Below are 24017 nucleotides of genomic sequence, written 5' to 3'. Positions count from 1 at the left end.
GGCGCGGAGTACGGTCTCCCGCGCCGTCGGAGCGTGGGCGAGTCCGGTCAACAGCAGTTGTACGGCCAGGTGCCCGCATTCCTCCAGGGGCCGGCGTACGGTCGTCGGCTCCGGGGCCCCGGCGGATGCGCCGGAGGGCCGTCGCCGGAAGGACCCGTACGACCGGAAGGACCCGCGAGACGGGCAGGACCCGTGCGACCGGAACGGGGCGATACCGCTCACCCGCTCCCCGCATTTCCGGGCCAGGCTGACGGCGGCGACGTTCGGTACGGAGCCCGGTTCGCCGATGCCGCGCCCCGCGGCAGGCACGGCGGTGGTCACTCGCGGTCGCGGTCACCAGGAACGGCGAAGGCCGGGGGCCGATCGCCCCCGGCCGTACCCGGTCTCCAGCCGTACGCGGCCCCCGCCCCTCGGCCGCGCGGGCCCCTCAGCCGAACTGCACCGACCGCTTGGCCAGCCCCATCCAGAATCCGTCGATCACGCTGCGCCCGCTGTCCAGTTGCCCCTGGGCGTCCGCGGCCCCCAGGGTCACGAACAGCGGCGCGAAGTGCTCGGTGCGCGGATGCGCCAGCAGGCCGGCCGGGGCGCGGTGTGCGAAGTCGAAGAGGGCGTCGAGGTCCTGCGCCTCCAGCGCCCGCCGCCCCCAGTCGTCGAACTCCGCCGACCAGGACGGCGGACCGTCCGCGAGCTGCCGCAGCGCCGCCAGGTTGTGCGTGAAGAAGCCGCTGCCGACGATCAGTACGCCCTCCTCGCGCAGCGGGGCGAGCTTGCGGCCGATCTCGAAGAGCCGGCGCGGGTCGAGGGTCGGCAGCGAGACCTGGAGTACGGGGATGTCGGCGGCCGGGAACATCTCGACGAGCGGTACGTACGCACCGTGGTCGAGCCCGCGGTCCGGGATGTCCTGGACGGGCGTGCCGGCCGTACGCAGCGTCTTGCGGATCCGCTCGGCGAGCAACGGCGCGCCCGGGGCCGCGTAGCGCACCTGGGAGTAGCGCTCGGGGAAGCCCCAGAAGTCGTGAACGAGCGGCACCGTCTCGGTGGCACCGAGGGCGAGCGGGGCCTCCTCCCAGTGGGCGGAGACGATCAGCACGGCCCGGGGGCGCGGCAGCCCGGCGGACCAGTCGGCCAGTTGGCCGGGCCATACCGGGTCGTCGGCGAGCGGCGGCGCGCCGTGGCTGAGATAGAGGGCCGGCATCACGGACATCACAACTCCACAGCCTCTTGCGTGACATGGTCGATGAACTTTAAAGTTCAAGCTCTTGCCATTTCACAATAACCCTGCATTGTTAAAACTTCAAGAAACACTGGAACGGTGAGAGACTGGATGGTATGAGCAACGAAGCCGCAGCCGAGCCGCGCTGGCTCAGCGACGAGGAGCAGAACGCCTGGCAGTCCTATCTGCACGCCACCACGCTCCTGGAGGACCACCTCGACCGCCAGCTCCAGCGCGACGCCGGGATGCCGCACGTCTACTACGGCCTCCTCGTCGAGCTCTCCCGCGCCCCCCGGCGCCGGATGCGAATGACGGACCTGGCCCAGAACGCCAAGATCACCCGCTCCCGGCTCTCGCACGCCGTCGCCCGCCTGGAGAAGAACGGCTGGGTGCGCCGCGAGAACTGCCCCTCCGACAAGCGGGGCCAGAACGCCGTCCTCACGGACGACGGGATGCGCATGCTGGAGAAGTCCGCCCCCGGCCATGTCGCCGCCGTCCGGGCCGCCATATTCGACCGGCTCACCCCCGAGCAGGTCGGCCAGCTCGCCGAGATCTGCCAGGTGATGGCCGAGGGACTCCAGCCGAAAGGCGCCGACCTCCCCTGGCTCCGCTGATCGGGCGGAGGGACGGGGAGGCCGGCGCCTCGTGCGGTACGGGCGCTCCGCCCGTACCGGTCAGTGCACCATGACCGGGATCTGCGCGTCGGCGTTCCCGTCCGCGCCCGCGTCCTTGCCGTCGCCGGACGAGGCCGCCGGTGAACCGCCGCCCTGGTGACCGGTGTTGATGAGGGTGAAGGCGATCACCGCCGCGAGGACGAGGATGCCGACCGCCCACCAGATGGCGCTGGCGTAGCCGTGCACCATCGACTGGAGCTTGAGCAGGTCGGCCGAGCGGGCGCCGGCCGCGTGCGAGGCGGCGTACGCGGTGGTGGCGCTGGCCGCGATGGTGTTCAGCAGGGCCGTACCGATCGCGCCGCCCACCTGCTGCGAGGTGTTGACCATCGCGGAGGCGACTCCCGCGTCACGCGGCTGGACACCGTGCGTGGCCAGCGACATGGCCGGCATGAACGCGGTACCCATACCGAGCCCCAGCAGCAGGAAGCCGGGCAGGATCAGCGCCGGGTAGGACGTGTCCAGGTCGATCCCGGTGAGCAGCAGCATGCCGAGCGCGGCGACCAGGAAGCCGGGCGCCATCAGCAGCCGCGGCCGGACGCGGGTCATCAGCCGGGCGCCGATCTGCGTGGAGCCGGTGATCATGCCCACGATCATCGGGAGGAAGGCGAGCCCGGTCACGACCGGGGTGTAGCCCTTCACGATCTGGAGGTAGTAGGTCAGGAACAGGAAGAGACCGAACATGCCGATCACGGCCAGCCCCAGCGAGGCGTAGACACCCGCGCGGTTGCGCTCGGCGACCACCCGCAGCGGCAGCAGCGGGGCCTTCACCTTGGACTCGACCAGCACGAACGCCAGCAGCAGCACGGCCGCCGCGGCGAACAGGCCGAGCGTGGGGCCCGCCACCCAGCCGTCGGACTCGGCGCGGGTGAACCCGTAGACGAGCGAGACCAGGCCGAGCGTGGCCAGGATGACACCGGGGACGTCCAGCTTGGCGGGGTTGCGGCTGCCCGCGGGCTCGCGGATGACCAGGACGGCGCCGGTCGCGGCGACCACGGCGAACGGGATGTTGACGAAGAACGTCCAGCGCCAGTTCAGGTACTCGGTCAGCACCCCGCCGAGGATCAGCCCCACGGCGCCGCCGCCACCGGCGATCGCGCCGAAGATGCCGAACGCCTTGGCCCGCTCCCTGGCCTCGGTGAAGGTCACCGCCAGCAGCGACAGCGCGGCCGGGGCCAGCAGCGCGCCGAAGACGCCCTGCAGCGCCCGCGCGCCGAGCAGCATCCCCTGGTTGGCCGCGGCCCCGCCCAGCGCGGAGGCGATCGCGAAGCCGACGAGGCCGATGGTGAAGGTGCGCTTGCGGCCCCACAGGTCGGCGAGCCGGCCGCCGAAGAGCAGCAGCCCGCCGAAGGCCAGCGCGTAGGCGGTGATGACCCACTGGCGGTTGGCGTCGGTGATGCCGAGATCGGCCTGGGCGGAGGGCAGCGCGATGTTCACGATCGTCGCGTCGAGGACGACCATCAGCTGCGCGAGGGCGATGAATATCAGCGCTTTCCAGCGCCGGGGATCGACAGTCGTGGCTGTTTCAGGCATGGCGGGATCCACCTAGTGGTGCGTATGAGGAGCGATGAGCGGAGTACGGGACGGGTGAGGTGCGTGCGTGTGGAGGTGTGCGATACGTGCGGGAGGCAGGACGGGCGGTACGGGACGGGTGACAGGAGACGGGCGGCCGGGCGTCGCCGGCCGCGCGCGGGAACGGGTTCCCGGGTTACCGGCGGCGCCTCAGGTCGCCCAGGGTGGCGGCGGTGCCGGGGAGCTCGGAGCGCGCGGGCGCCAGCAGTCCGTCCAGGAACAGCTGAAGGTGCCGGTGCACGAACTTGTCGAAGTCCAGACAGCCCCCGCCCGGCAGCGGCCGGGTGAGCTGGGTGAGCGCGACCATCAGGTCACCGACGGCGATGTCGGTGCGCAGTTGGCCGCTGTCGCGCGCGGCGGCCATGACGGCCTCGACGGCCGCCTCCAGCCGTTCGCGCGCCGCGAGCAGATCGGGATGGGCCGGGTCGATGCTCTCCGAGAGCAGCGGGCACAGGGCACCGATCCGCTCTTCCACGGCGGCGTGGACGAAGCGCGTCAGCGCTCGGAAGGCATCGGGCTCCTCGGCGAGGGCACTCTCCGCGCAGACCGCGGTACGGGACATGACGGAGAGCGTGACGTGGTGGATCAACTCCAGGCGATCCGCGAAGTGACGGTAGAGCGTCGCGTTGCCGACACCCGCGCGTCGGGCGATCTCGTCGAGCGGGACCTCGGCCCCGAACTCGACCATCGTCTCGCGGGCGGCCGCGATGATCCGTTCCCGGTTGCGCAGGGCATCGGCCCGCAGCCTGGGCTGCTCGGTCTTCGCACGGCGCTCGGTGGCGGTCACGGCGGCACACTCTCCTCTCATCGCTTCGGGGACACCTGTCGGTCCCGGGTCCGCGCCAAAGGGGGAGACCTTCCCCGTTTCACGCGAACGTCTGGTTAAACGGGGAGGCGGTCCCCGGATATTTCACACCAGGACGTGACCTGCACCACTCCCACACCACGCGCCACCCCCTCCGGCACGCCCACCGCCCCACCCCGCCCCACCACCACCTTGGTACTTTGTCGCACATGCCCCGAAGGTCCTGGCCCGCCGCCCTCCGCACCGCCGGGGCCGCCACCTGGACCCGCATCCGGGCCTACGTCCGCCGCGCTCCCGGCACCTACATCTGGCTGGCGCTGCTGCTCCTGACGTCGATGGTCGTGCGCCATCTGCCGCCCGATGTCGTCGACCGCTTCCTGCAACGCCGCTCGACCAACATCCACAACCTGGTGCGCTCCCCCGGCCGGGTGCTGCTGACCAGCGCCCTGTGGCTCGACGGCGGCGGCTGGCCCTACTACGCCCTGCTCTACAACGTCTTCCACGTCCCCGCGGAACGCTGGCTGGGCACCAGGCGCTGGCTGGCCGTCCTGCTCACCGCGCACATCGGCGCGACCTACCTCAGCGAAGGCGTCCTGGCGCTCGCCATCCACACCGGCGCCGCATCCCGCTCCGCGGTCAACACCCTTGACGTGGGCGTCAGTTACGCCCTCGCCGGGATCGTCGCCGTCCTCACCTACCGCATCGCCAGCCCCTGGCGCTATCTCTACCTGCTGGGCGTCCTGGCCTTCTACGCCGCCCCGCTGCTCAGCGGCCGCACCTTCACCGACGTCGGCCACTTCGCCTCCGTACTGATCGGGCTCGCCTGCTACCCGTTCGTCCACGACCGCCCGGACGAGTGGAGCCCGATAGCCCCGCTGCACACCCGGCCACCGGTCCGGCACGCCTGACGGCCGGGGCGCCCGCCAGGGGGGGCATGCCTCCAGATGACCTAATTCCGCGCGCGGGCGATCATCCGCCGACACAGGGTGATCGATATGAAGCACAAGATATCCGCGGCGCTGGCCGCCGGTGCGGCGTCCGCCGCGGCCGCCGCCCTGGCGCTGGGCGCACCGCCCAGCGCCGAGGCGATACCCCCGGCGGACACCGCCCCGCCGAGCGGACCGTGCGCCCTGCGCGGCATCCAGGACAACGTCGCCGAGTCCGCGGCCACCCCCGCCGGCTACGCCCCCTCGCACGGCACGGTACGGGCGCTCACCCTCTTCATAGACTTCCCGGACGCCCCCGCCACGCTCACCCCGAGCGCCCGCTTCGCCGAGTTCTTCCCGGCCGCGGCGGACTTCTTCCACGCCAGCTCGTACCACCGGCTCGTCTACCGCGCCACGCCCCTCCTGAAGTGGATCCGCATGTCCCGGCCGTTCGCGGCGTACGGCATAGGGCGCGGCGCCGACTTCGACCCGGCGTCGGACACCGGCTACCACGCCCTCTCCCGGGAGATCGTGCGCGCCGTGGAGGGCTCGGTCGACCTGCGCGCGTACGACGTCGTCAACATCCTGGCCACGCCCAACGCGGGCCCGCCCGCGGACCGTACGGTCCTGTCGGTCACCTTCAGCGGCGGCGACATGGGCCTGCGGACGGCCGCCGGCGCGCCCTTCCGGAACGCGACGTTCATCTGGAGCCGGCAGGCCGGGAAGAACGCCTTCCGGGTCCTCAACCACGAGAACGCCCACTCCTTCGGCCTCCCCGACCTCTACCACACGGACGGCCGCAACGCCGCGCCCCTGGTCGGCCACTGGGACCCGATGGACGAGGACTGGGGGCCGAGCAACGACTTCCTCGGCTGGCACAAGTGGAAGCTCGGCTGGCTGGCCGCCGGCCAGGTGCACTGCGCGCCGCCGCGCGGGACACCCGCGGAGCACACCCTCACCCCGATCTCCACCCCCGGCGGCACCAAGATCGTCGTGATCCCGACCGGCGCCCACACCGCCCTCGTCGCGGAGGCCCGGGTCCGCGGCCCGCTCGACCCAACGGTCTGCCGCCCCGGCATCCTGCTCTACCGCGTCGCCACCGACGTCCCCTCGGGCCACGGCCCGCTCCGCATCGTGGACGCCACCCCGCACAGCGGCGGCTGCTTCACCGGGGACAAATACGTCGACCGCGAGCTGACCGACGCCACCTTCCGGCCCGGCGCCACCTACGCCGACCGCCGCAGCGGCGCCGCCGTCACCGTCCTCGCCGAGAACCGCGACGGCACCTACCGAATACGGGTGACCCCGGCGCGCGGCTGAGGCGGGCCGGGGTGCAGCTGCGTACCAACGGGCTACGGACTACGGGCGCGGGATGTTCCGCAGGTTGCTGCGCGCGAGATCGAGCATCCGGCCCACCCCGCCGCCCAGGGCGATCTTGCCGGTGGCCAGGGCGAAGCCCTTGAGCTGCGCGGCGGTGATCTTCGGGGGCACGGAGAGCGCGTTCGGATCGGTGACCACCTCGACCAGGGCCGGGCCCGGCGCGCCCAGGCTCCGCGTCAGCGCGCCCCGCAGCTCCGCCGGATCGGTGACGCGTACCGAGGCGATCCCCAGCGCCGCGGCGACCGCCGAGAAGTCCACCGGCAGGTGATCGGTCTCGAAGTCGGGGATGCCGTCGACCAGCATCTCCAGCTTCACCATGCCCAGCGAGGCGTTGTTGAACAGCACGATCTTCACCGGGAGTTGATGCAGCCGCACGGTCAGCAGCTCGCCCATCAGCATGGCGAGGCCGCCGTCGCCCGACATCGAGACCACCTGCCGTCCGGGCTGCGAGCGGGCCGCCCCGATCGCCTGCGGCAGCGCGTTGGCCATGGTGCCGTGGCGCCACGAACCGAGCACCCGGCGCCGCCCGTTGGGGGTGAGATAGCGCGCCGCCCAGACGTTGCACATCCCGGTGTCCACGGTGAACACCGCGTCGTCGGCGGCGAGTTCGTCGAGCAGCGAGGCGGCGTACTCGGGGTGGACGGGGGTGTGGCGCTCGATGTCGTGGGTGTAGGCGGCGACCGCGTGCTCCAGGGCCCTGGTGTGGCGGTGCAGCATCCTGTCGAGGAACCGGCGGTCCGTCCGGCGCTCCAGGAGGAGCAGCAGCGCGCGGATCGTCTCGCGTACGTCACCGTGCACGGCGAGATCGACGGGCGTGCGGTGCCCGAACTTCATCGGGTCGTGGTCGATCTGCGCGGTCTTCCCGCCGGGCAGGAAGTCGTCGTACGGGAAGTCGGTCCCCAGCAGGATCAGCAGATCCGCCTCGTGCGTCGCCTCGTAGCACGCGCCGTAGCCGAGCAGTCCGCTCATGCCCACGTCGTACGGGTTGTCGTACTGGATCCACTCCTTGCCGCCCAGCGCATGGCCGACCGGGGCCTGGAGCTGCCCGGCGAGCCGCATCACCTCGTCGTGCGCGCCCCGCTGCCCGCTGCCCGCTGCCCGCGAAGAGCGTGACGGTACGGGCCTGGTTGACGGCCTCGGCGAGCGCGGTGAGCTGCGCCTGCGGGGGCACCGACGCCGCCCGCTCGTAAACGGGCCGACCGTACGAGCGCGGGCCGGCCGCGGCGGCGCCCGCGATGTCACCGGGCAGGATCAGCACGGCGACGCCGGACCGGCCGATCGCGTGCTGCATCGCGATGTGCAGCAGCCGCCCGGCGTGCTCCGGGCTGTTGGCCAGCTCGCAGTAGTGGCTGCACTCCGCGAACAGCTGCTCCGGGTGGGTCTCCTGGAAGTAGCCGGTGCCTATCTGGCGCGAGGGGATGTGCGAGGCGATGGCCAGCACCTTCGCACCGTTGCGGTGAGCGTCGTACAGGCCCTGGACGAGGTGGGTGTTGCCGGGGCCGCAGCTGGCGGCGCAGACCGCCAGCCGCCCGGTCAGCTGGGATTCGGCGCCCGCCGCGAAGGCCGCGGCCTCCTCGTTGTGGACGTGCACCCACTCGATGCCCTCGGTGCGGCGTACGGCGTCGACGACGGGGTTGAGGCTGTCCCCGACGAGTCCGTAGATGTGGCGGACGCCCGCCTCGCGCAGGGTGGTCACCAGGTGTTCGGCGACGGTCCGGTTCATGTCTTCCTGTCCTTCCGCGGTGGCCCGGACCGGCTCGGTGGAGCCGGTCCGGCGCAGCGGGGCTCGGTGGAGCGGCGCTGGGTGGAACGGGGCTGGGTGCGAGCGGGGCCGCGTGCGACGGCGCTCAGTGCAGCAGGCCGGCCTTGCGCGCGTCGTGGCGCAGCCGGTCGCGGTGGTCCGGGTGGGCGATGGCGATCAGCGCCCGTGCGCGCTCGCCGAGGCTCTTGCCGCGCAGTGCGGCGACGCCGTACTCGGTGACGATGTTGTCGACGGTGTTCTTGAGGGTGGTGACCACGCTGCCCGGGGTGAGCGAGGCATTGATCCGGCTCACCCCCTTGCCGGTGGCCGCGTGCAGCACCAGGAAGCCCTGGCCGCCGGCCGAGTACATCGCACCCCTGGCGAAGTCGGCCTGGCCGCCGGAGGAGGACCAGTACCGTCCGGCGATGGTCTCGCTGGCGGCCTGCCCCAGGAGATCGACCTCGCTCGTCGCGTTGATCGACACGAAGCGGGGCTCGCGGGCCACCCGGCGCGGGTCGTTGACCCGGTCCACCGGCAGCAGGCAGACCGCGCTGTTGTCGTCCAGCCAGCGCAGCAGCCGCCGGGAGCCGACGCAGAACGTGGCCACATGCTGATTGCGGTGGTGCACCTTGCGCGCCCCGGTGATCACGCCCCGGTCGACCAGGTTCATGATCCCGTCGGAGAGCGCCTCGGTGTGCACCCCCAGATCGCGGTGTCCGGTCAGGGACGCCAGCAGCGCGTCGGGGATGCGGCCGACCCCGACCTGGAGGCAGGAACCGTCGCCGATGCGCTCGGCGATCAGGCCCGCGATGGTGCGGTCGCGCGCGTCCGGCTCCGGCGGCGCGGTCTCGGGCAGTTCTCGGTCGGCACGGCACCAGCCCAGCACCTGGCTGATGTGCACCTGGTTCTGCCCGAAGGTACGCGGCATGTGCGCGTTGGCCTCCAGGAAGAACGGGGCCTCGCCGATGAACGCCGCGGTGTAGTCGGCGTTCGTACCGAGGCTGAAGTAGCCGTGTTCGTCGGGCAGGCTCGCGCCCGCCAGGACGATGGGCCGCTCGGTGGTCAGCCGCAGCACCCGCGGCATCTCGCTGAAGTGATTGGGCACCAGCTCACAGGTGCCCCGCCAGTACGCCGCGCGGGAGCCGGGGCCGAGGAAGTAGTCCACATGCCGCAGGCGGTCGCCGTACTCGCCGCGTATGTAGGCGCGTTCGGCCACCGGGTCCATCCGGTGCACCCGTACGCCGGAGAGTTCGCCGGCATGGGCCTCCAGGGTGTCCAGGAGGGTCACCGGCTCACCGAGCTGGATGGGGACGATCAGGTCGGCCCCGGGCCGCAGGTGGGCGAGGAGGTCTTCCGGGCGGCCCGGTCCGTCCGTGGTGGTCATGCCTGCCGTCCGTTCGCCGAGGTCCGCCGTGCCGAGGTCCGCCGTGGAGGTGCCCGCCATGGAGGCGTCGGCCATGGAATTGCCCACCGTGGGGGTGCCCACCGTAGGGGTGCCCGCGCCCGCCGGTCCGCTCATGCCCCGCTCCCCAGCAGCCGCCGGGCGAGTTCGACGCGCGGCCGGTCGATCATCTGGCCGTCCACGCGGATCGCGGAGCCGCCCGCTTCGCGCACCGCGGTCAGCACGCGCTCGGCCCAGTCCCGTTCCTGTGCTGTGGGCCCGAACGCCGCGTTGATGCCGTCGATCTGCGCCGGATGGATGGCGAGCTTGCCGCCGAAGCCCATCCCGCGCGCGGCCCGCGCGTCGGCGGCGAGCACGTCGGGGGCGTCCAGCCGGGTGGTCACACCGTCCAGGGGCGCCGCGATACCGGCCACCCGCGAGGCCAGCACCAGCCGGGAACGCGCGTACCGCAGGGGCTCCGGTTCGTCCCGCGCGCCCACGTCCAGCGCGAAGTCCACCGAACCGAACGCCAGCCGGTGCACACCGGGCACCCTGGCCAAGGCGGTGGCCTGGTGCACCCCGAGCGCCGTCTCGACCAGGGCGATCACCCGGGCGTGCCGGGGCAGCGCCGCGATCAGCGCGTGGAGCTGGTCGACCTGCTCGCTCTTGGGCAGCACCACCCCGCGCAGTCCGGGTGCCTCGGCGACCGCCGCCACATCGGCGGCGTACTGCGCGGTGTCCGCCCCGTTGATCCGTACGTAGGCGAAACCGCCTCCCCGGCCCGGTCCTTGCCCTTGCGGCTGCCCTTGCCGCGGCCCCGGGGCGAGCCGGCGGGCGACCTCGCGGCGGGCGGCGTCCTTGTGTTCCGGGGCCACCGCGTCCTCCAGGTCGCAGATCACCTCGTCGGCACCGCAGGCGGCCGCCTTGGCGAACCGTTCGGGCCGGTCGCCGGGCACGAAGAGCCAGGAACGCTCCCGCCCCGCGGCGCTCATGACAGCGCCTTACGGGAGCGCTCGTCCCACACCGGGCGGACGTCGGCGAAGCGGGGGCCGTGGCCGCGCCGGTAGACGAGCAGGGTGCGCTCGAAGACGATCACAATCTCACCGCGCTGGTTGAACCCCACGGTCCGCACCGTCACGACACCCACCTCGGGGCGGGACGTCGAGCGGCGCGCCAGCAGCACCTCGGACTGCGAATAGAGGGTGTCGCCCTCGAAGACCGGATGCGGCAGCCGCACCTTGTCCCAGCCGAGGTTGGCCATCACATGCTGGGAGATATCGGTGACGCTCTGGCCCGTCACCAGCGCGAGGGTGAAGGTGGAGTCGACGAGCGGTTTCCCGAATTCGGTCTGCGCCGCGTAATACGCGTCGAAATGCAGCGGCGCGGTGTTCTGGGTGAGCAGCGTCAGCCAAATGTTGTCGGTCGTGGTGACCGTACGGCCGAGCGGATGCCGATAGACATCACCGACGGTGAAATCCTCGAAATAACGCCCCTGCCAGGAGAGCACCGGCTCGGCGCCCGCCGGTTCGGCAGGCGTCCCGGTACGCCCCCGCTGAGCACCGCCGGGAACTCCCCTTTCGTCAACTCCCCCCTCCTGCACGTCACTGACTGCACTCTCACAAACTTCACGTTCTTGCTGGTCGGACACTGTGGTCAGCCTCCTGAACCGGCCCCGGGTGGCTCCCGGCGCCTGTGCCATAAAGACTCTTACGCACCTGCCCGTTTGAAAAATGACTCCCGCGTACCGAGTTCATTCACATGACGCATAATTGGCCGATGAACGTCGCTGAGCTGCGCTGGTTTCTCGTCCTGGCCGATACGGAGCACGTCACCGACGCGGCCGCGATGCTGCACATCACACAGCCCACGCTCTCCCGCGCTCTGCACCGCCTGGAAAAGGAACTGGGTACGCCGCTCTTCGACCGCGACCGCCACCGGCTCCACCTCAACCCGCGCGGCGAGGTCTTCCAGCAGCACGTCCGGCGCGCCCTCCAGGAGATCTCCACCGCCGAGGACCGGATCGCGACCATGCTCGATCCCCAGCAGGGCACCATCTCGCTGGCCTTCCCGCACTCCTTCGGCCGCTGGCTGATCCCCGAACTCATCAGCGCCTACCGGCAGCAGGCGCCGACCGCGCAGTTCCTGCTGCACTCCGACGCGGCCGACGCGGTGGTCCAAAGCCTGCGCGACGGCGGATCGGACCTGATCATCACCAGCCCGGAGCCGGCCGATCCGGACCTCGCCTGGCACCCGCTGTGCGAGGAGCGCCTCTGGCTCGCGGTCCCGGCGGCGCACCCCCTGGCCGGACGCGAGGAGGTGTCCATAGCCGACGCCGCGGCCGAGCAATTCATCACGCTCAGGCCGGAGTTCGGCCTCCGCCAGACCACCGACCTGCTGTTCTCCCGGGCCGGCCACACCCCCGCCATCACCATGGAGGCCACCGAGATCGCCACCATCAGGGGCCTGGTCGCCTCCGGCCTGGGCGTGTCCGTCCTCCCCCGCGACCCCGGCACCGCCGAACCCGAGGGCCTCACCCTCGTCCCCCTGACGGACGCCGACGCCCACCGCACCATCGGCACCGCCTGGCACCGCACCCGCCCCACCACCCCCGCCGTCCGCAACTTCCGGGCCTTCATCGCCGAACGGACGGTGTGGCAGCGGTAGTTGACCGTACGGCGGAGCGGGAGTTGCCCGTACGGCGGAGGCGAAGGCGCGGGCGGCATTCCGGCTAGCGGCGTGCCGGTGAGCGGCGAGACGCTGAAGCGCCGGGCCGCCCGGTTCCCCTCGGCGCGAGGCCGCTACCTGGAGCGGCGTCGGTGCAGGAACCAGCCGAACGCCAGCGCCACCACCGCGGTGATCGCGAGCACCAGCCACAGCGGCGCCCACACCGTCGGCACCCACAGCCGGATCCGCACCGACTGGGTATTGCCCGCGATGAACCACACCCCGGCCACCGCCAGCACCACCAGCCCCACGGCCCTGCTGGTGATCGCCACGCCCTTCACACTGACCCACGGACTCGCCGACCGGTCACTCCTGGCCGACCGACCACTCTTGCCTGCCATACCTCCATCGTGCCCCCGGCACCCGCGGCCCGCACGCCGACCCGACTCCGATAGCGGACATACCGCCCCCGCCTCCAATGGCGGACATACCATCGGCAAGCGCTCGCCGACGCACCGCACACCTGATAGGTCTGGCTTGTCCGCTTCTGTCGAGTGATTCCCCGCACGGGAGGCGACGGTGCACGACTACCCCTTGCTCAGCCTGACCTGGACCCTGCTGGAGTTCTTCCTGCTGATCCTCTGGTTCTTCCTCCTCTTCAAGGTCCTCAGCGATCTCTTCCGCAGCCACGACATGAACGGGTGGGCCAAAGCCGGGTGGATCATCCTGGTCATCGTGCTGCCCCTCGTGGGCGTCCTGCTCTACGTGATCTTCCGCGGGAAGTCGATGGCCGCACGCGAGCGGGAACAGGCACGGCAAGCCGACGCGGCCGTCAAGCAGTACATCCGCGAGGCCGTCGCACCGTCCGCGGGCGGCCCGGTCTCCCACGCCGACGAACTGGCCAAACTCGCCGACCTCAAGGCCGGCGGCGCGATCAGCGAGGAGGAGTACCAGAAGGCCAAGGACAAACTCCTGTCCTGAGGCGGGAGCGGGGGCCTGTCCTGTACGGGAGCGGACGAGGCGGTGGGCGCGTCCCTGGCCGGCCCGCGGGCCGCCGGGACGCTGCGGGAGGAGGGCTTCACCGGCTCCCTCACCCTCATCTGCGACGAGCCGTCGGTCTCGGAGCCGATGGTCGCAGCGGCCAGGACGGCTGCGGCGGCGACTGCGCAGCCGCTGGACGATCCGCAGGGGCTCCGGTCGAGTACGTAAGGGTTACGGATCTGGCCGCCAGTGGCACTCCATAGCGGCGCGGGAAGGAAGCCCCCGCGTCCGCACAAAAGAGCCGATGAACGGCGTCTTTTCCGAACGACAGGGATGGCTCCCCGTTCGGGAGGGGTGCGGACCACACCTCCTGAGGTGGTGTCCGGTTTCCGCAGCACGCAGGAAGAGGGGGTGTCCGGCTCGCTGCCGGACACCCCCTCCTCAGGTGCTCTCGCCGCTAAGGGTCACTTCTTGCCGCTGGTCAGCCACAGTCCCAGCGCCGATCCGACGAAGACGACGCCGGTGCCGACTCCGGCCAGGACCCTCATGGTGCCGGTGTAGTGGGCGAAGGTGCTGACGTAGACCGCCGCCACCGTGGAGACGAAGAGCAGCAGCCAGAGCACGGGCTTCATCAGGGGTTCCTCCTGTTGTGCGCCCCCGGCGGCCCGGTGGGCGGCAGGGGCGGGATCTCTTACATCGTCCACCTTCTCCCCGTGCCCCCGGTCGGCACATCGGACCGTTCCCCCGAACCGGAGGTGTAGCCCGCTACACCCGTGCGGTACGCAGGTCAGGCGTTCAGGTAGGCGAGCACCGCGAGGACCCGGCGGTGGCCGCTGTCGCTCGGCGGCAGGTTCAGCTTGGCGAGGATGCTGCCGATGTGCTTGCTGACGGAACGTTCGGTGATGAACAGGGTCGTGGCGATCGTGGGATTGTCCAGGCCCTGCGCCATCAGCCCGAGAACCTCACGTTCCCGGGGGGACAGTGCGTCGAGCGGGTCCCGGCGGCTCATCAGCTGGGAGACGACCTCGGGGTCCAGTGCCGTTCCGCCCGCAGCGACGCGTTCCAGCGCGTCCTGGAATTCCTCGATGTGCCCCACACGGTCCTTGAGCAGGTAGCCGATCCCCGAGGCGCCCTGTCCGAGCAGTTCGGCGGCGTAGCTCTCCTCGACGTACTGGGAGAGCACCAGGAGCGGCTGGCCAGGAATGATTTTCCGGGCCTCGATGGCGGCTCGCAGCCCCTCGTCGCGGAAGCCGGGTGGCAGCCGGACGTCCAGGACGGCCACGTCCGGCCGGTGTTCGAGCAGGGTGGGGACAATCTCGGGCCCGCTTCCCACGACGGCCACGATCTCGTGCCCGACATCCTCCAGGAGCAGAATCAGGCCCTCGCGGAGAAGGACGTTGTCCTCCGCGATCACGATCCGCACGGCAGCACCACCTCAATCGTCGTTCCGGAACCGACGGGGCTGTCGATCCTCGTCGTACCGTCCAGGGCGGCGACCCGTCGGCGTACCCCGGCGAGTCCGCTGCCGGAGGCGGAGCCGGGTGCGGCCCCGCCGCACCCGTCGTCCCGCACGACGACGCGCAGCGTGGGCCCGTCGTACCGGAGCGACACCTGGGCACGGCTCGCGTCGCTGTGCCGGGCGATGTTGGTCAGCGCCTCGGCGACCACGAAGTAGGCGGCTGCCTCGACGGCGGCCGGGGGGCGGTGGTCGGTCTCGGGCAGATCCAGGGTGGTGGGGATCGGCCGGCCTGCGGCCAGGGAGCGGATGGCTCCGTTCAGTCCCCGGTCGGAAAGGATCGGCGGGTGGATACCTCGGATGACGGTGCGCAGCTGGACAAGTGCTTCGTCCACGGTGGTCCTGGCGTCGAGCACCATTCTCCTGGAACTCTGCGGGTCCTTGTCGAACCGGCGCTCGGCCAGGGCCAGGCGCATGGCCACCGCCACCAGTTGCGCCTGGGTGCCGTCGTGGAGGTCGCGTTCGATCCGTCGGAGTTCCGCCTCGTGGGCCTGGAGGGCTCCCGCGCGCGAGGCGGTCAGTTCCTCGATCCGCCGGCCGGCGCCGGTCCACGTGCCGAGCATGATCTCGGCGATCCGCGTCTCCAGCTTCACCGCGGCGGGGGCCAGCCACAAGAAGAGGGCGGCGAAGAGCCAGACACACACCGCGGACAGGACGATCGCCTGCATCCAGGTGGTGAGGGGGGCCGCGAGGAGGGTGAGGGTTCCGCCGGGAACGGTCCACCACCACAGCGGGATGGAGAGTGTCAGCAGCAGACTGAGCAGCACTCCCAGGACGAGGACGGGAAGGACGAGCCCCACGGTGCCGTGAACCAGCATCCATGCCACGTCCTTGCGGGTACCCGGAAACCGCAGCAGTTGCAGCGTCCGCTGGTAGGCGTTGCCTTCGGGCGTCGGGTAGGGCCGGCGCACGGGGCGGCCGAGAACGCGTTCGGCGCGGCGGCGTTCGGCATCGGTCAAGGCGCGCAACGGCCGCACCGCCCACGGCAGGACCGGGGCGAAGATCAACGAGAAGCAGACAAGCGGCAACAGAACGTAACCGGCCAGCGAAGGCAGAGCGGTGGTGAGCCCACCCAGCAGATACCTCGCGGATCGCAGGCTGTGGAGTGCCCTTGCCTTCAGGTCCATGGATAAGGACGGTACGTCACGGGTGTTCCTCTGTCATAAGTGCGCGCTACACCTGGCAGGTGGAGCCCGCTACACCCCCGGTTCGGGAGAGGGACCGCTGCCGTCCGCTCGGCTTGCGCGATTACGTTCGGTACCCGTTCTGACCGATCGAGGAACCGAAGGACCCATCATGCAACCGATGACGACCCGGGCCACGCCGTTCGCCGTGTCCCTGGAGGAGGTCTCCCAGTCCTATGGCGAGGTGACCGCGTTGGACGGGGTCAGCCGGGAGTTCCGCAAGGGCAGTCTCACCGCGATCATGGGTCCGTCCGGATCGGGCAAGAGCACCTTCCTGCACTGCGCCTCCGGTCTCGACCGGCCCAGCGGCGGAACGGTACGGCTCGGTGATCTGGACATGGGAGGGCTCAGCGAGACGGAGCTGACCCGGCTGCGCCGCGAACGGATCGGGTTCGTCTTCCAGGGCTACAACCTCATGCCCTCGATGGACGTCGAGCGCAACATCACCCTCCCGCTGTCCCTCGGCGGCCGCCGGGCGGACAGGCGCTGGCTGGACGAAGTCGTCCACCGCGTGGGGATGGCCGGCCACCTGGACCGGCTCCCGGCACGTCTGTCCGGCGGCCAGCAGCAGCGTGTGGCGGTCGCCCGAGCGCTCGTCACCCGCCCGGAGATCGTCTTCGCCGACGAGCCGACGGCCGCGCTGGATCCGAGGTCGGCCGAGCACGTCCTGAAGCTGCTGCGTGACGCGGTCGACGAGATGGGGCAGACGGTCGTGCTGGTCACCCACGACCCGGTGGCCGCGGCCTGGGCCGACAGTGTCGTCTTCCTGAGCGAGGGCAGGATCGTCGACGAGCTGACGGCTCCCTCCGCCGCAACCGTCCTGGCCCACTGGGGGACGCTGTGAGGCGCGGTATCGCCGCCGGAGTGGCGGTGGCACTGGTGTGCGCGGCCATGTTGACGGGCGCGTTCGGGGTCCTGCTGGAGTCCGCACTACGGGCGCACGGATCGGCCGACCGCTATGAGCACGCCGTGGCCGTCGTCGCCGCGAGCCAGCGCGTCGAGGTCGTCAAGGACGACCAGACCGATGTCCGGCCGCTGGTGGAACGGGCCCGGGTACCGGTATCGGTGGCGGACCGGGTACGCACGGCACCGGGGGTCACCGAGGTGGTCGCGGACGTCTCCCTGCCGGTGGTCACCGCGGACGGGGCCGTGCGGACCGGCCGCGGCTGGGACGCGACCGCGCTCACCGAGGTCGAACTGCGTGCCGGCCGGGCCCCGCAGGCGGAACACGAAGTCGCGGTGGACTCCGGCAGCGGCCGGGCCGTCGGGGACACCGTCCGTCTCCAGGTCGGCGGCAAGGCGCCGGAAACCTACCGCGTCACCGGTCTGGTGGCCGACGGGTCCGGCGCAGGCCGCGATGTCTGGTTCGGCCAGCACACGGCACAGGTCCTCAGCGGCCGTCCCGAGCGCGCGGACGCGCTGGTCGTGCTCGGCACGAAGGAGACGTCCGCCCAGTCGCTGCGGGCAGCCGCCCCCGGTCTCGTCGTCGCGACCGGCGCGGGCCGTGGCGACGTCGAGAACCCGGAGGTGGCGGCGGCACGACTCGACCTGATCGGCGTCTGTGCGTCGATCGGCGGTGTCGCCCTCCTGGTGGTGCTGCTGATCGTGACCGGTCTCCTGGACACGTCCGTGCGGGACCGGACCCGCGAGCTCGCCGTCCTGCGCGCCATCGGTGCCACCCCCCGGCAGGTCCGCAGGGTGATCGTCCGCGAGACGCTCAAGGTCGCGGTCCCGGCGTCGCTCCTGGGCGGTCTGCTGTCGCTCGGGCTCGGCACCCTGCTGCACCGCTTCATGGCCGAGCAGGGGGTCCTGCCACAGGGGCTGGGGCTCGCTCTGGGACCGTTTCCCGTCGTCGGTGCCCTGGCGCTCACGGTGCTCACCACGGTCGGTTCCGCCTGGCTCGCGGCACGACGCGTATCCCGGATCCGGCCGGCCCAGGCCGTGAGCGAGACCTCCGCCGAACCGACTCGGCTACCGCGCTGGCGCGTGATCACCGGCCTGGTGCTCCTGGTCGTCGGTCTCGCTTCGGCCGCCACCGCGTTCGCGTTCGGCGGGCAGGTGGCGACCGCGGCCATGGGCGGACTCGTGCTCTCCCTCATCTGGGCGGCGGCCCTCCTGGGTCCCTCGATCGCCCGAGGGGGAATCGTCGTCCTCAGCCCCGTCATACGCCTCCTGTTCCCGGTCCCGGGCCGGCTCGCCACCGACACGGCCACCGCCGCGGCCGTGCGACTCGCATCGGTGATCACGCCGATCGCGCTCGCGCTCTCCTTCGGCGCCAGCCAGCTGTTCGTGCAGACCACCGCGGTCAACGCCACCCGGACGCAGGCAGCCGCGGGGCTGCACGCGGACCAGGTCCTCGTCTCGAACGGGCCGGGCGTGCCCCGGGCCATGTACCGGACGGCGGAAAGGACGGCCGGGCCGGGGACCGTGACCGCGGTGAAACGCACCACCGTGGTGATGTCGGTCGCGGCCCAGCTCCAGTCCCTGCCCACCCAAGGTGTGAAGGGCGCACTGTCCAATCTGGACCCGGGCGTGAGGGCAGGCTCGCTGAAGGGTCTGCGCGGCAAGAACACGGTCGCGCTCAGTTCGAACGTGGCCAGCGCGGCCGAGGTCGGTTCGACCGCGTCTCTCTGGCTCGGGGACGGCACCGTGATCCGCCCCGAGGTGGTGGCCGTCTACGACCGGGGACAGGGCTTCGGGGATGTCCTGCTGCCTCACGACGTGGTCGCCGCCCACGTCACCGACGCGGGCCACGACGACTACCTCCTGGTGAAGGGAGCGGCCGACCTGCGGCCGGTGCTCGACCGTTTCCCCGGGACCCGTGCCACGTCCGCCGGACAGTACAGCGCCGCCCTCACCGAGAAGGCACGCCAGGAGGGCCTGCCCGGACTGCTCGCAGTCGCGGCGATCTCCCTGTTCACCCTGATCGGCGTGGTGACCACGCTGGCCGTCGCCACCGCGTCCCGCCGTCGTGAACTGGCGCTGCTCCGGCTCATCGGCGCGACCCGCGGCCAGGTTCTGGCGATGCTGCGGCTGGAGACCTGCCTCGTACTCGGCACGGGGGCCGCCGTCGGCTCCCTGGTCGCGGCGGTGACGCTGCTGACCTTCGGCGGCGCGGTGACCGGTCTGTCCGCGCTGTCGGTGTCGCCCTCGGTCTGCGCGGCCGTACTCGGCACGGTGTTCCTGTCGGGCACGGCGGCCGTCATGCTGCCCGCCCGCCGGCTGCTGCGCCGCCGCAGGTCTCCTCGCATCACGTAGCGGAACCAGGTCCCGCCTCACCCAACTCCCCGTCCTCGGGCGGGGGCACGAGGGGAGGGCCGTTCCTTCATGCGCCGCGACCATCACAGGCCGAGCCACCGGCAGGCCCGTCGCACCACGACCACCTCTCCCTGACCCACTGATGTTGTTTCCCTACCGACAGGAGTTGTTCCATGCACGCACGTGTATCGCCGAGGTTTCGTCCCGCTCTTTCGCGAGGTGGCCGGCGTAAGGCATTGCTGGCCGTGACCGTGCTCACCGGGGCCGTCATGACCACCGGTGCGCTGTTCCCGTCCACGGCCTCCGCCGCTAGGCCGGACACCGTTCAAAGCAGCCTGAACGCCTTGGTGACCGACGACCGGATGCCCGCAGCACTGGCAAGCGTCACGGACCGTCAGGGCCGGACGCACAACTACACCGCGGGTGTCGGCGACCTCAAGACCGGGGCGAAGGTACCCAAGGACGGACAGGTGCGCGCGGGCAGCAACACCAAGGCATTCACAGCCGTGGTCGCACTGCAACTGGTCGCCGAGAAGAAACTCGCCCTGGACTCCCCCGTCGACACCTACCTGCCCGGCCTGCTGCGCGGTGAGGGAATCGACGGACACCACATCACCGTCCGCCAACTCCTCCAGCACACCAGCGGCCTGCCCGATTACCTGGACAAGCGCGCGATCCTCAAGGATCCGCAGCGGTACTACGAGCCGCGCGAGCTCCTCGACGGCGCACTCGCGCAGAAGGCCCATTTCGCCCCGGGCGCGAAGTGGGAGTACAGCAACACGAACTACCTGGTCGCCGGCCTGATCATCCAGAAGGTCACCGGCCGCCCGCTGGGCGAGGAGATCAACCGGCGCATCATCGACCGCATCGGACTGCGCCACACCTACTTCCCCACCCCCGGAGAGACGACGCTCCACGAGCCCCACCCCAAGGGCTACGAACGGGAAACGGACGACGGACCTCTGATCGACTACACCACCATGGACATGTCCATGGCGTGGGCCGCGGGTGAGGTGGTTTCCACCAACGGCGACCTCAACCGCTTCTACGCCGCCCTCCTCGGCGGCAGGCTCCTGCCCCCGGCCCAGCTCGCCCAGATGCGCACCACCGTCCCCGCGGAGGAGCGCGGCCCCGGCGTCCGCTACGGACTGGGCCTGACCAGCACGCCACTGTCATGCGGCGGCGTCTACTGGGGCCACGGCGGAACCGCCCTGGGATACCGGACACGAGGAGGCGTCACGGAGGACGGGCGCGCCGCCGCCATCACGGTAACCACCACCCCGACGGGTGCGGCCTCCCGGCGGGTGGAGGCCGCCGTCGACACGGCGCTGTGCCGCTGATCCAGGCAGAGACAGGCGGGAAGACGGCCCGCGGGGTCGCCGACGCGTACCGGCGGCCCCGGCCCCGTCCCGTGGAAATGTTCAGGTGCTGACCAGCACGCAGGGCGGACACCGGCACGCCAGATGTACGCCTCCCTCGGACCTGGCCGGGAGCCCCGGGCGACCGAGCCGCGCCGCTCTGTCCGCGCCCGGATCCCAGGCCCCGGCAGCAGCGACCGGACCACGGCTCACTCCGCGCCCGTCATGTCCTGGGGATACCGCCGGACACGCTCCGGGCGATCGACCGCATTCCCGAACCGGTGAGCGACACAATCACACGCCGGAGCAGCCGAGTTGAACTCCACCGGCACGAGCACGGACAACCGCGGCAACAGGGCCTCCTGGATCTCGGTCGGCTTCGCACCTCCGAGCCGCCAAGAGACCCTGCCTTCATGCCCGCAGCCGGCGACAACCACCCCATCGAGACTCCCCTTCGAGACACGCCCCTCAAGATCGGAACGACAACGGCTGCTCCAAGCGTTCAGACACGGAAAGCAGGCCGGCAAATGGCCTGCCGACAACCATCCGCGTTTCTTCGCCAACACCACCGACGACAGCAAGTTCGACATCGCCGGCCGCCGCGACGACGGCGTCTGGGTATCTCCCCAGGACGAGGACAGGGTGTTCGTTGAACCCCTGCATGTTCTCGTCGGCTTCAGGGCCGACCATGGGTGGCTGGGCAAGAAGCGCCCGCGATGCCGGCTGGCGCGCATGGCCTAGGTGCTCGGCGGATTACGCGAGCAGGCGGACAACGCAAGGGAGGAACTGCACGCCAAGCTGACCGCCCTGCGCAAGGAGACCGCCTCCTTGCGGGCCGGGACGGAACAGGCCGCCGCCGCGAAGACCGCGGTGGAGGTGAGCGAGGGGCACGGCGCGATGCTGCGGGAAGCGGCCTGGGCCTCATCCTCGACGGTGCTGTGCCACCGGGACGCCTGGGAGTTCAGCACGGCCCACGCCGGGCGGCAGCCGCACTTCCGGGTACCGGCCCAGGTCCTCGGCCAGGGCGAAAAGCGGGTCCGCGCTGCGCTGTCCGGACGTTCCTCGATCGCGCTCCTGATCACCCTGCACCGGTCAAGGAAACCGCATCCGAGGGAGACGGCGACCAGGACACCTGGCCACCGTTCTCCACGACCACGTCAAGGAAAGCCTGACCGGACTGTCCGCGGCAGGCCGGCCAATGACCATCACCCTCGCCAACCGCGTCACGCCCGATGGCAGCACACCGGCTGACGAACCCGAAGTGCCCTCGCCCCCGACCGAACCTGACGAAGAGGCCGGGGCCGAGGACAAGAAGGAGTAATGGCGAAGGCGGTCTCCACCGGCAACTCCTACTGACAAATGCTCCGTGCCTCCGCACCTGAGGGACACCCGGGCAATCCGGGCGCCCCTTGGCGAAACCTGGCCCATGGGCCCCAGGAAGCAGCAAGCGAGCCGTCGCGGCATCCCGTTCGCGCCCATACTCCCGTTCGACTCATGGCGGGACACGGTCGCGCACCGCACTCACCGCCCCTCGCCGGCAACCGACAGAACACCCGGAACGGATAAATCGCCGGCGCCGATCACGCATCCTTTCCCCTCCGGCCACCCGCACACCAAAGAATCAGCAGGTCAGAAGCCTGCCGGGAGCGCCCCGCCCAACCAACCCGATACAGGACCTCCCCCTCAACCCGTATCCGCTAGGCTGTCCCTGGTTGGCCACTGGTACGCCGCACCACCCGTCCAGGCAAGAACACGGAAGGTGCCACACCTCGTCCGACCAGCGGGCTTGTACTCCTAGCGGAAGATCCACTCTCCGGGTTTTCTTCAAGTATTCCTACAGGCCCCCGCCTCCGTAGCTCAGGGGATAGAGCACCGCTCTCCTAAAGCGGGTGTCGCAGGTTCGAATCCTGCCGGGGGCACCAGGCATTACCGCCCTGACCTGGGGCTTCTCCCCCAGGAAGGGGCCCTACTCGGCCTCGGACTTCTCGTCCGGGGCCGCTTGCGTGAGCGATGCGTGAGCGGACGGGGAGCTGGCCTCCCGAACATCGCCCGACGGATCAGCATCAACCGGCACGGCATCCCGCGCCTTGTCGGGCTCGGGCGCCGCTGCGGAAGCCGCGACTTCGGAGACGGCACGGGCCCGTGGCACGAGCCGAGCGGCGGCCTCGGCGATCGCCAGATCCGCCTCGGGGAGCAGGCTCGTGTACGTGTCGGCCGTGATGGTGATCGATGAGTGGCCGAGCATCTCCTGGATGTCCTTCAGGTCGGCACCGGCGGCGTGGGCCAGTGTGGCGGCGTCATGGCGGAGGTCGTGGAGCCGGACAGGCGGCAGGCCGATCTCCTCGTACAGCTCGATGAACCGGCGTTGGCCGGGTGGAGCATCTCGCCGCTCTCGCGGGTGAAGACGCGGCCGGTCTCCACCCAGGCGCTCCCCCACTCCTCACGGCCCTTGTCCTGCTGGGCACGGTGCCGCTTGAGGGCCTGGACCGTGTCGGCGTCGAGCGCGATGGTGCGCGCGCCGGCGTCGGTTTTGGGGTCGTCCTCGTAGACCTCCCAGCCATCCACGACGAGTTGCTTGGCGACGGTGAGGAGACCGGCGTCCAGATTGGTGTCGGTCCACTTCTGCCCGCACGCCTCGCCGCGGCGGAGCCCGCGAAACGCGACAGCGCGGCCCCATGACCTCGCTCAACCAGACCAACACAGCCCCACCCCGACCACCTTGACCTGTGTGGGCACCATTCACGTCGGCCCCGATCCTGCTCGAGCCTCATTTCGGGGACCTGCTCTGGCAGGCGATGCGGGGTTGGCAGTGACGAGACGGGCGTTCGCCTGAATAACGGAGTGAGCGCCTGCAACCATGGGGGCATGCCGACACCTGGAATGCCTCTCCAAGCCGCCCTCATCCCCGACTGCACCAAGCCGGAAGCCCACCATGCGGCCTATAGAAGTGCCCAGACCAACGACGCGATCTTTGTGTGCATCGCTCGTCAGGGGCGGCATTGGAAGGTGGAACTCGACGCCATGGCCAGCAGCAAGCCCTTTGTCCCAGAGCAGGCGATGACGGCCCTGCGGTCTGCGGCTGAAGCGTTGGTGATTGCTGGCACGGTGACGCAGGCAAACGTTGAGGATGACTACATCTCCCTGTGGAAGATCGAGAGCGAGGAGAAGGCGCGGGAGCTCGCTGCTGCGTTCCACGCTGCTCTGTACGGCCTCCAGCAGCTACACCTCGCAGTTCCGAGCCAGCACGGTAGGGCTTAGTACTCCAGCCGCAGTTCGCTATCGCTGCTGGTCAGAGCTCTGTTTTGGAGTGTGCTCGGCTGATGGTCCATCAGCTGGCGTGGGTTCGTGACTTTGGGTGCGACGGGCC

At 70.9% G+C, this 24017-nt stretch carries 23 protein-coding genes, 1 tRNA gene and 2 pseudogenes; 12 read left to right on the top strand and 14 right to left on the bottom strand.

Annotation, left to right across the window (positions count from 1 at the left end):
- Positions 1-427: 427 nt before the first annotated feature.
- Positions 428-1195, bottom strand: a complete 768-nt coding sequence (locus IH09_RS23645) for a dioxygenase family protein (RefSeq protein ID WP_094794432.1) — start codon at positions 1193-1195, stop codon at positions 428-430.
- A gap of 134 nt (positions 1196-1329) precedes the next feature.
- On the opposite strand from IH09_RS23645, the gene IH09_RS23640 reads away from it, so the two are divergent.
- Positions 1330-1827: a MarR family winged helix-turn-helix transcriptional regulator gene (locus tag IH09_RS23640; RefSeq protein ID WP_052859476.1), complete on the top strand. Its 498-nt coding sequence runs from the start codon at positions 1330-1332 to the stop codon at positions 1825-1827.
- A 60-nt stretch (positions 1828-1887) separates the two neighbouring features.
- On the opposite strand, the gene IH09_RS23635 is transcribed toward IH09_RS23640, so the two are convergent.
- Together IH09_RS23635 and IH09_RS23630 are read right to left on the bottom strand one after the other, a co-directional pair.
- Positions 1888-3417, bottom strand: coding sequence for an MFS transporter (locus tag IH09_RS23635; protein ID WP_052859475.1), 1530 nt, complete (start codon positions 3415-3417; stop codon positions 1888-1890).
- Positions 3418-3592: 175 nt separating this feature from the next.
- A complete protein-coding gene (locus IH09_RS23630) occupies positions 3593-4264 on the bottom strand; it encodes a TetR/AcrR family transcriptional regulator (RefSeq protein ID WP_052859474.1) in 672 nt (223 codons plus the stop codon).
- A gap of 206 nt (positions 4265-4470) precedes the next feature.
- Between IH09_RS23630 and IH09_RS23625 the strand changes: the two genes are divergently transcribed.
- Positions 4471-5169 (top strand): rhomboid-like protein, encoded by a 699-nt coding sequence (locus tag IH09_RS23625; protein WP_052859473.1) that lies wholly within the window; start codon positions 4471-4473, stop codon positions 5167-5169.
- Positions 5170-5256: 87 nt separating this feature from the next.
- Entirely contained in the window at positions 5257-6507 is a 1251-nt protein-coding gene (locus IH09_RS23620; protein WP_052859472.1) for a M6 family metalloprotease domain-containing protein, read from the top strand.
- 39 nt (positions 6508-6546) lie between these two features.
- Here the strand turns inward: IH09_RS23620 and IH09_RS23615 are convergent.
- The 4 genes and pseudogenes from IH09_RS23615 to IH09_RS23600 form a co-directional block, all read right to left on the bottom strand.
- A pseudogene (locus IH09_RS23615) lies at positions 6547-8290 on the bottom strand (pyruvate dehydrogenase).
- A gap of 124 nt (positions 8291-8414) precedes the next feature.
- The gene (locus IH09_RS23610; RefSeq protein ID WP_205379307.1) at positions 8415-9827 is read right to left on the bottom strand and encodes an acetyl-CoA hydrolase/transferase family protein; all 1413 of its coding nucleotides are present in this window, start codon (positions 9825-9827) and stop codon (positions 8415-8417) included.
- Positions 9824-10681, bottom strand: coding sequence for an HpcH/HpaI aldolase/citrate lyase family protein (locus tag IH09_RS23605; RefSeq protein ID WP_052859471.1), 858 nt, complete (start codon positions 10679-10681; stop codon positions 9824-9826). The genes IH09_RS23610 and IH09_RS23605 overlap by 4 nt, the downstream gene beginning before the upstream one ends.
- Complete coding sequence (locus IH09_RS23600; RefSeq protein ID WP_052859470.1) at positions 10678-11196, bottom strand: MaoC family dehydratase; 519 nt, start codon at positions 11194-11196, stop codon at positions 10678-10680. The genes IH09_RS23605 and IH09_RS23600 overlap by 4 nt, the downstream gene beginning before the upstream one ends.
- A 269-nt stretch (positions 11197-11465) precedes the next feature.
- Here IH09_RS23600 and IH09_RS23595 point away from each other — a divergent pair, with 269 nt between their 5' ends.
- Positions 11466-12353, top strand: a complete 888-nt coding sequence (locus IH09_RS23595) for a LysR family transcriptional regulator (protein WP_052859469.1) — start codon at positions 11466-11468, stop codon at positions 12351-12353.
- 134 nt (positions 12354-12487) lie between these two features.
- On the opposite strand, the gene IH09_RS23590 is transcribed toward IH09_RS23595, so the two are convergent.
- Complete coding sequence (locus IH09_RS23590; RefSeq protein WP_242640641.1) at positions 12488-12685, bottom strand: DUF1049 domain-containing protein; 198 nt, start codon at positions 12683-12685, stop codon at positions 12488-12490.
- Between the two features lie 247 nt (positions 12686-12932).
- Here IH09_RS23590 and IH09_RS23585 point away from each other — a divergent pair, with 247 nt between their 5' ends.
- A complete protein-coding gene (locus IH09_RS23585) occupies positions 12933-13334 on the top strand; it encodes an SHOCT domain-containing protein (RefSeq protein WP_052859467.1) in 402 nt (133 codons plus the stop codon).
- 125 nt (positions 13335-13459) lie between these two features.
- Here IH09_RS23585 and IH09_RS37795 read toward each other — a convergent pair.
- The 4 genes and pseudogenes from IH09_RS37795 to IH09_RS23570 all read right to left on the bottom strand — a co-directional run.
- Positions 13460-13699 (bottom strand): annotated as a pseudogene (locus IH09_RS37795) (amidase family protein); the annotation flags it as partial.
- A 99-nt stretch (positions 13700-13798) separates the two neighbouring features.
- On the bottom strand, positions 13799-13966 hold the full coding sequence (locus IH09_RS39270; protein ID WP_165484671.1) for a hypothetical protein: 168 nt from the start codon (positions 13964-13966) through the stop codon (positions 13799-13801).
- Between the two features lie 155 nt (positions 13967-14121).
- Positions 14122-14757: a response regulator transcription factor gene (locus IH09_RS23575; RefSeq protein ID WP_052859465.1), complete on the bottom strand. Its 636-nt coding sequence runs from the start codon at positions 14755-14757 to the stop codon at positions 14122-14124.
- Positions 14745-15977, bottom strand: coding sequence for a sensor histidine kinase (locus IH09_RS23570; RefSeq protein WP_052859464.1), 1233 nt, complete (start codon positions 15975-15977; stop codon positions 14745-14747). The genes IH09_RS23575 and IH09_RS23570 overlap by 13 nt, the downstream gene beginning before the upstream one ends.
- 178 nt (positions 15978-16155) lie before the next feature.
- Here IH09_RS23570 and IH09_RS23565 point away from each other — a divergent pair, with 178 nt between their 5' ends.
- The 6 genes from IH09_RS23565 (at position 16156) to IH09_RS23540 (ending at position 22572) form a co-directional block, all read left to right on the top strand.
- The gene (locus tag IH09_RS23565) at positions 16156-16878 is read left to right on the top strand and encodes an ABC transporter ATP-binding protein (protein ID WP_052859463.1); all 723 of its coding nucleotides are present in this window, start codon (positions 16156-16158) and stop codon (positions 16876-16878) included.
- Positions 16875-19292, top strand: a complete 2418-nt coding sequence (locus IH09_RS23560; protein WP_190233385.1) for an FtsX-like permease family protein — start codon at positions 16875-16877, stop codon at positions 19290-19292. The genes IH09_RS23565 and IH09_RS23560 overlap by 4 nt, the downstream gene beginning before the upstream one ends.
- Positions 19293-19528: 236 nt before the next feature.
- On the top strand, positions 19529-20632 hold the full coding sequence (locus IH09_RS23555) for a serine hydrolase domain-containing protein (RefSeq protein WP_404827277.1): 1104 nt from the start codon (positions 19529-19531) through the stop codon (positions 20630-20632).
- 333 nt (positions 20633-20965) lie between these two features.
- Positions 20966-21391: a hypothetical protein gene (locus tag IH09_RS39265; protein ID WP_052859461.1), complete on the top strand. Its 426-nt coding sequence runs from the start codon at positions 20966-20968 to the stop codon at positions 21389-21391.
- Positions 21392-21901, top strand: a complete 510-nt coding sequence (locus IH09_RS39260; RefSeq protein WP_190233384.1) for a hypothetical protein — start codon at positions 21392-21394, stop codon at positions 21899-21901.
- A 595-nt stretch (positions 21902-22496) separates the two neighbouring features.
- Positions 22497-22572 (top strand) — tRNA-Arg (locus IH09_RS23540).
- Between the two features lie 44 nt (positions 22573-22616).
- Here IH09_RS23540 and IH09_RS23535 read toward each other — a convergent pair.
- Together IH09_RS23535 and IH09_RS40145 are read right to left on the bottom strand one after the other, a co-directional pair.
- The gene (locus tag IH09_RS23535) at positions 22617-22982 is read right to left on the bottom strand and encodes a tyrosine-type recombinase/integrase (protein WP_318279528.1); all 366 of its coding nucleotides are present in this window, start codon (positions 22980-22982) and stop codon (positions 22617-22619) included.
- Complete coding sequence (locus tag IH09_RS40145; RefSeq protein ID WP_318279531.1) at positions 22910-23215, bottom strand: site-specific integrase; 306 nt, start codon at positions 23213-23215, stop codon at positions 22910-22912. Before IH09_RS40145 ends, IH09_RS23535 begins: the two co-directional genes overlap by 73 nt.
- 300 nt (positions 23216-23515) lie before the next feature.
- On the opposite strand from IH09_RS40145, the gene IH09_RS23530 reads away from it, so the two are divergent.
- Complete coding sequence (locus tag IH09_RS23530) at positions 23516-23908, top strand: hypothetical protein (RefSeq protein ID WP_190233383.1); 393 nt, start codon at positions 23516-23518, stop codon at positions 23906-23908.
- The last annotated feature ends 109 nt before the right edge of the window (positions 23909-24017 follow it).

This window comes from Streptomyces celluloflavus (genome assembly GCA_000720995.1).
GTDB lineage: Bacteria > Actinomycetota > Actinomycetes > Streptomycetales > Streptomycetaceae > Streptomyces > Streptomyces celluloflavus.
The sequence above is the reverse complement of the archived record's forward strand: the minus strand, read 5'-3'. Positions and strand labels throughout refer to the sequence as shown.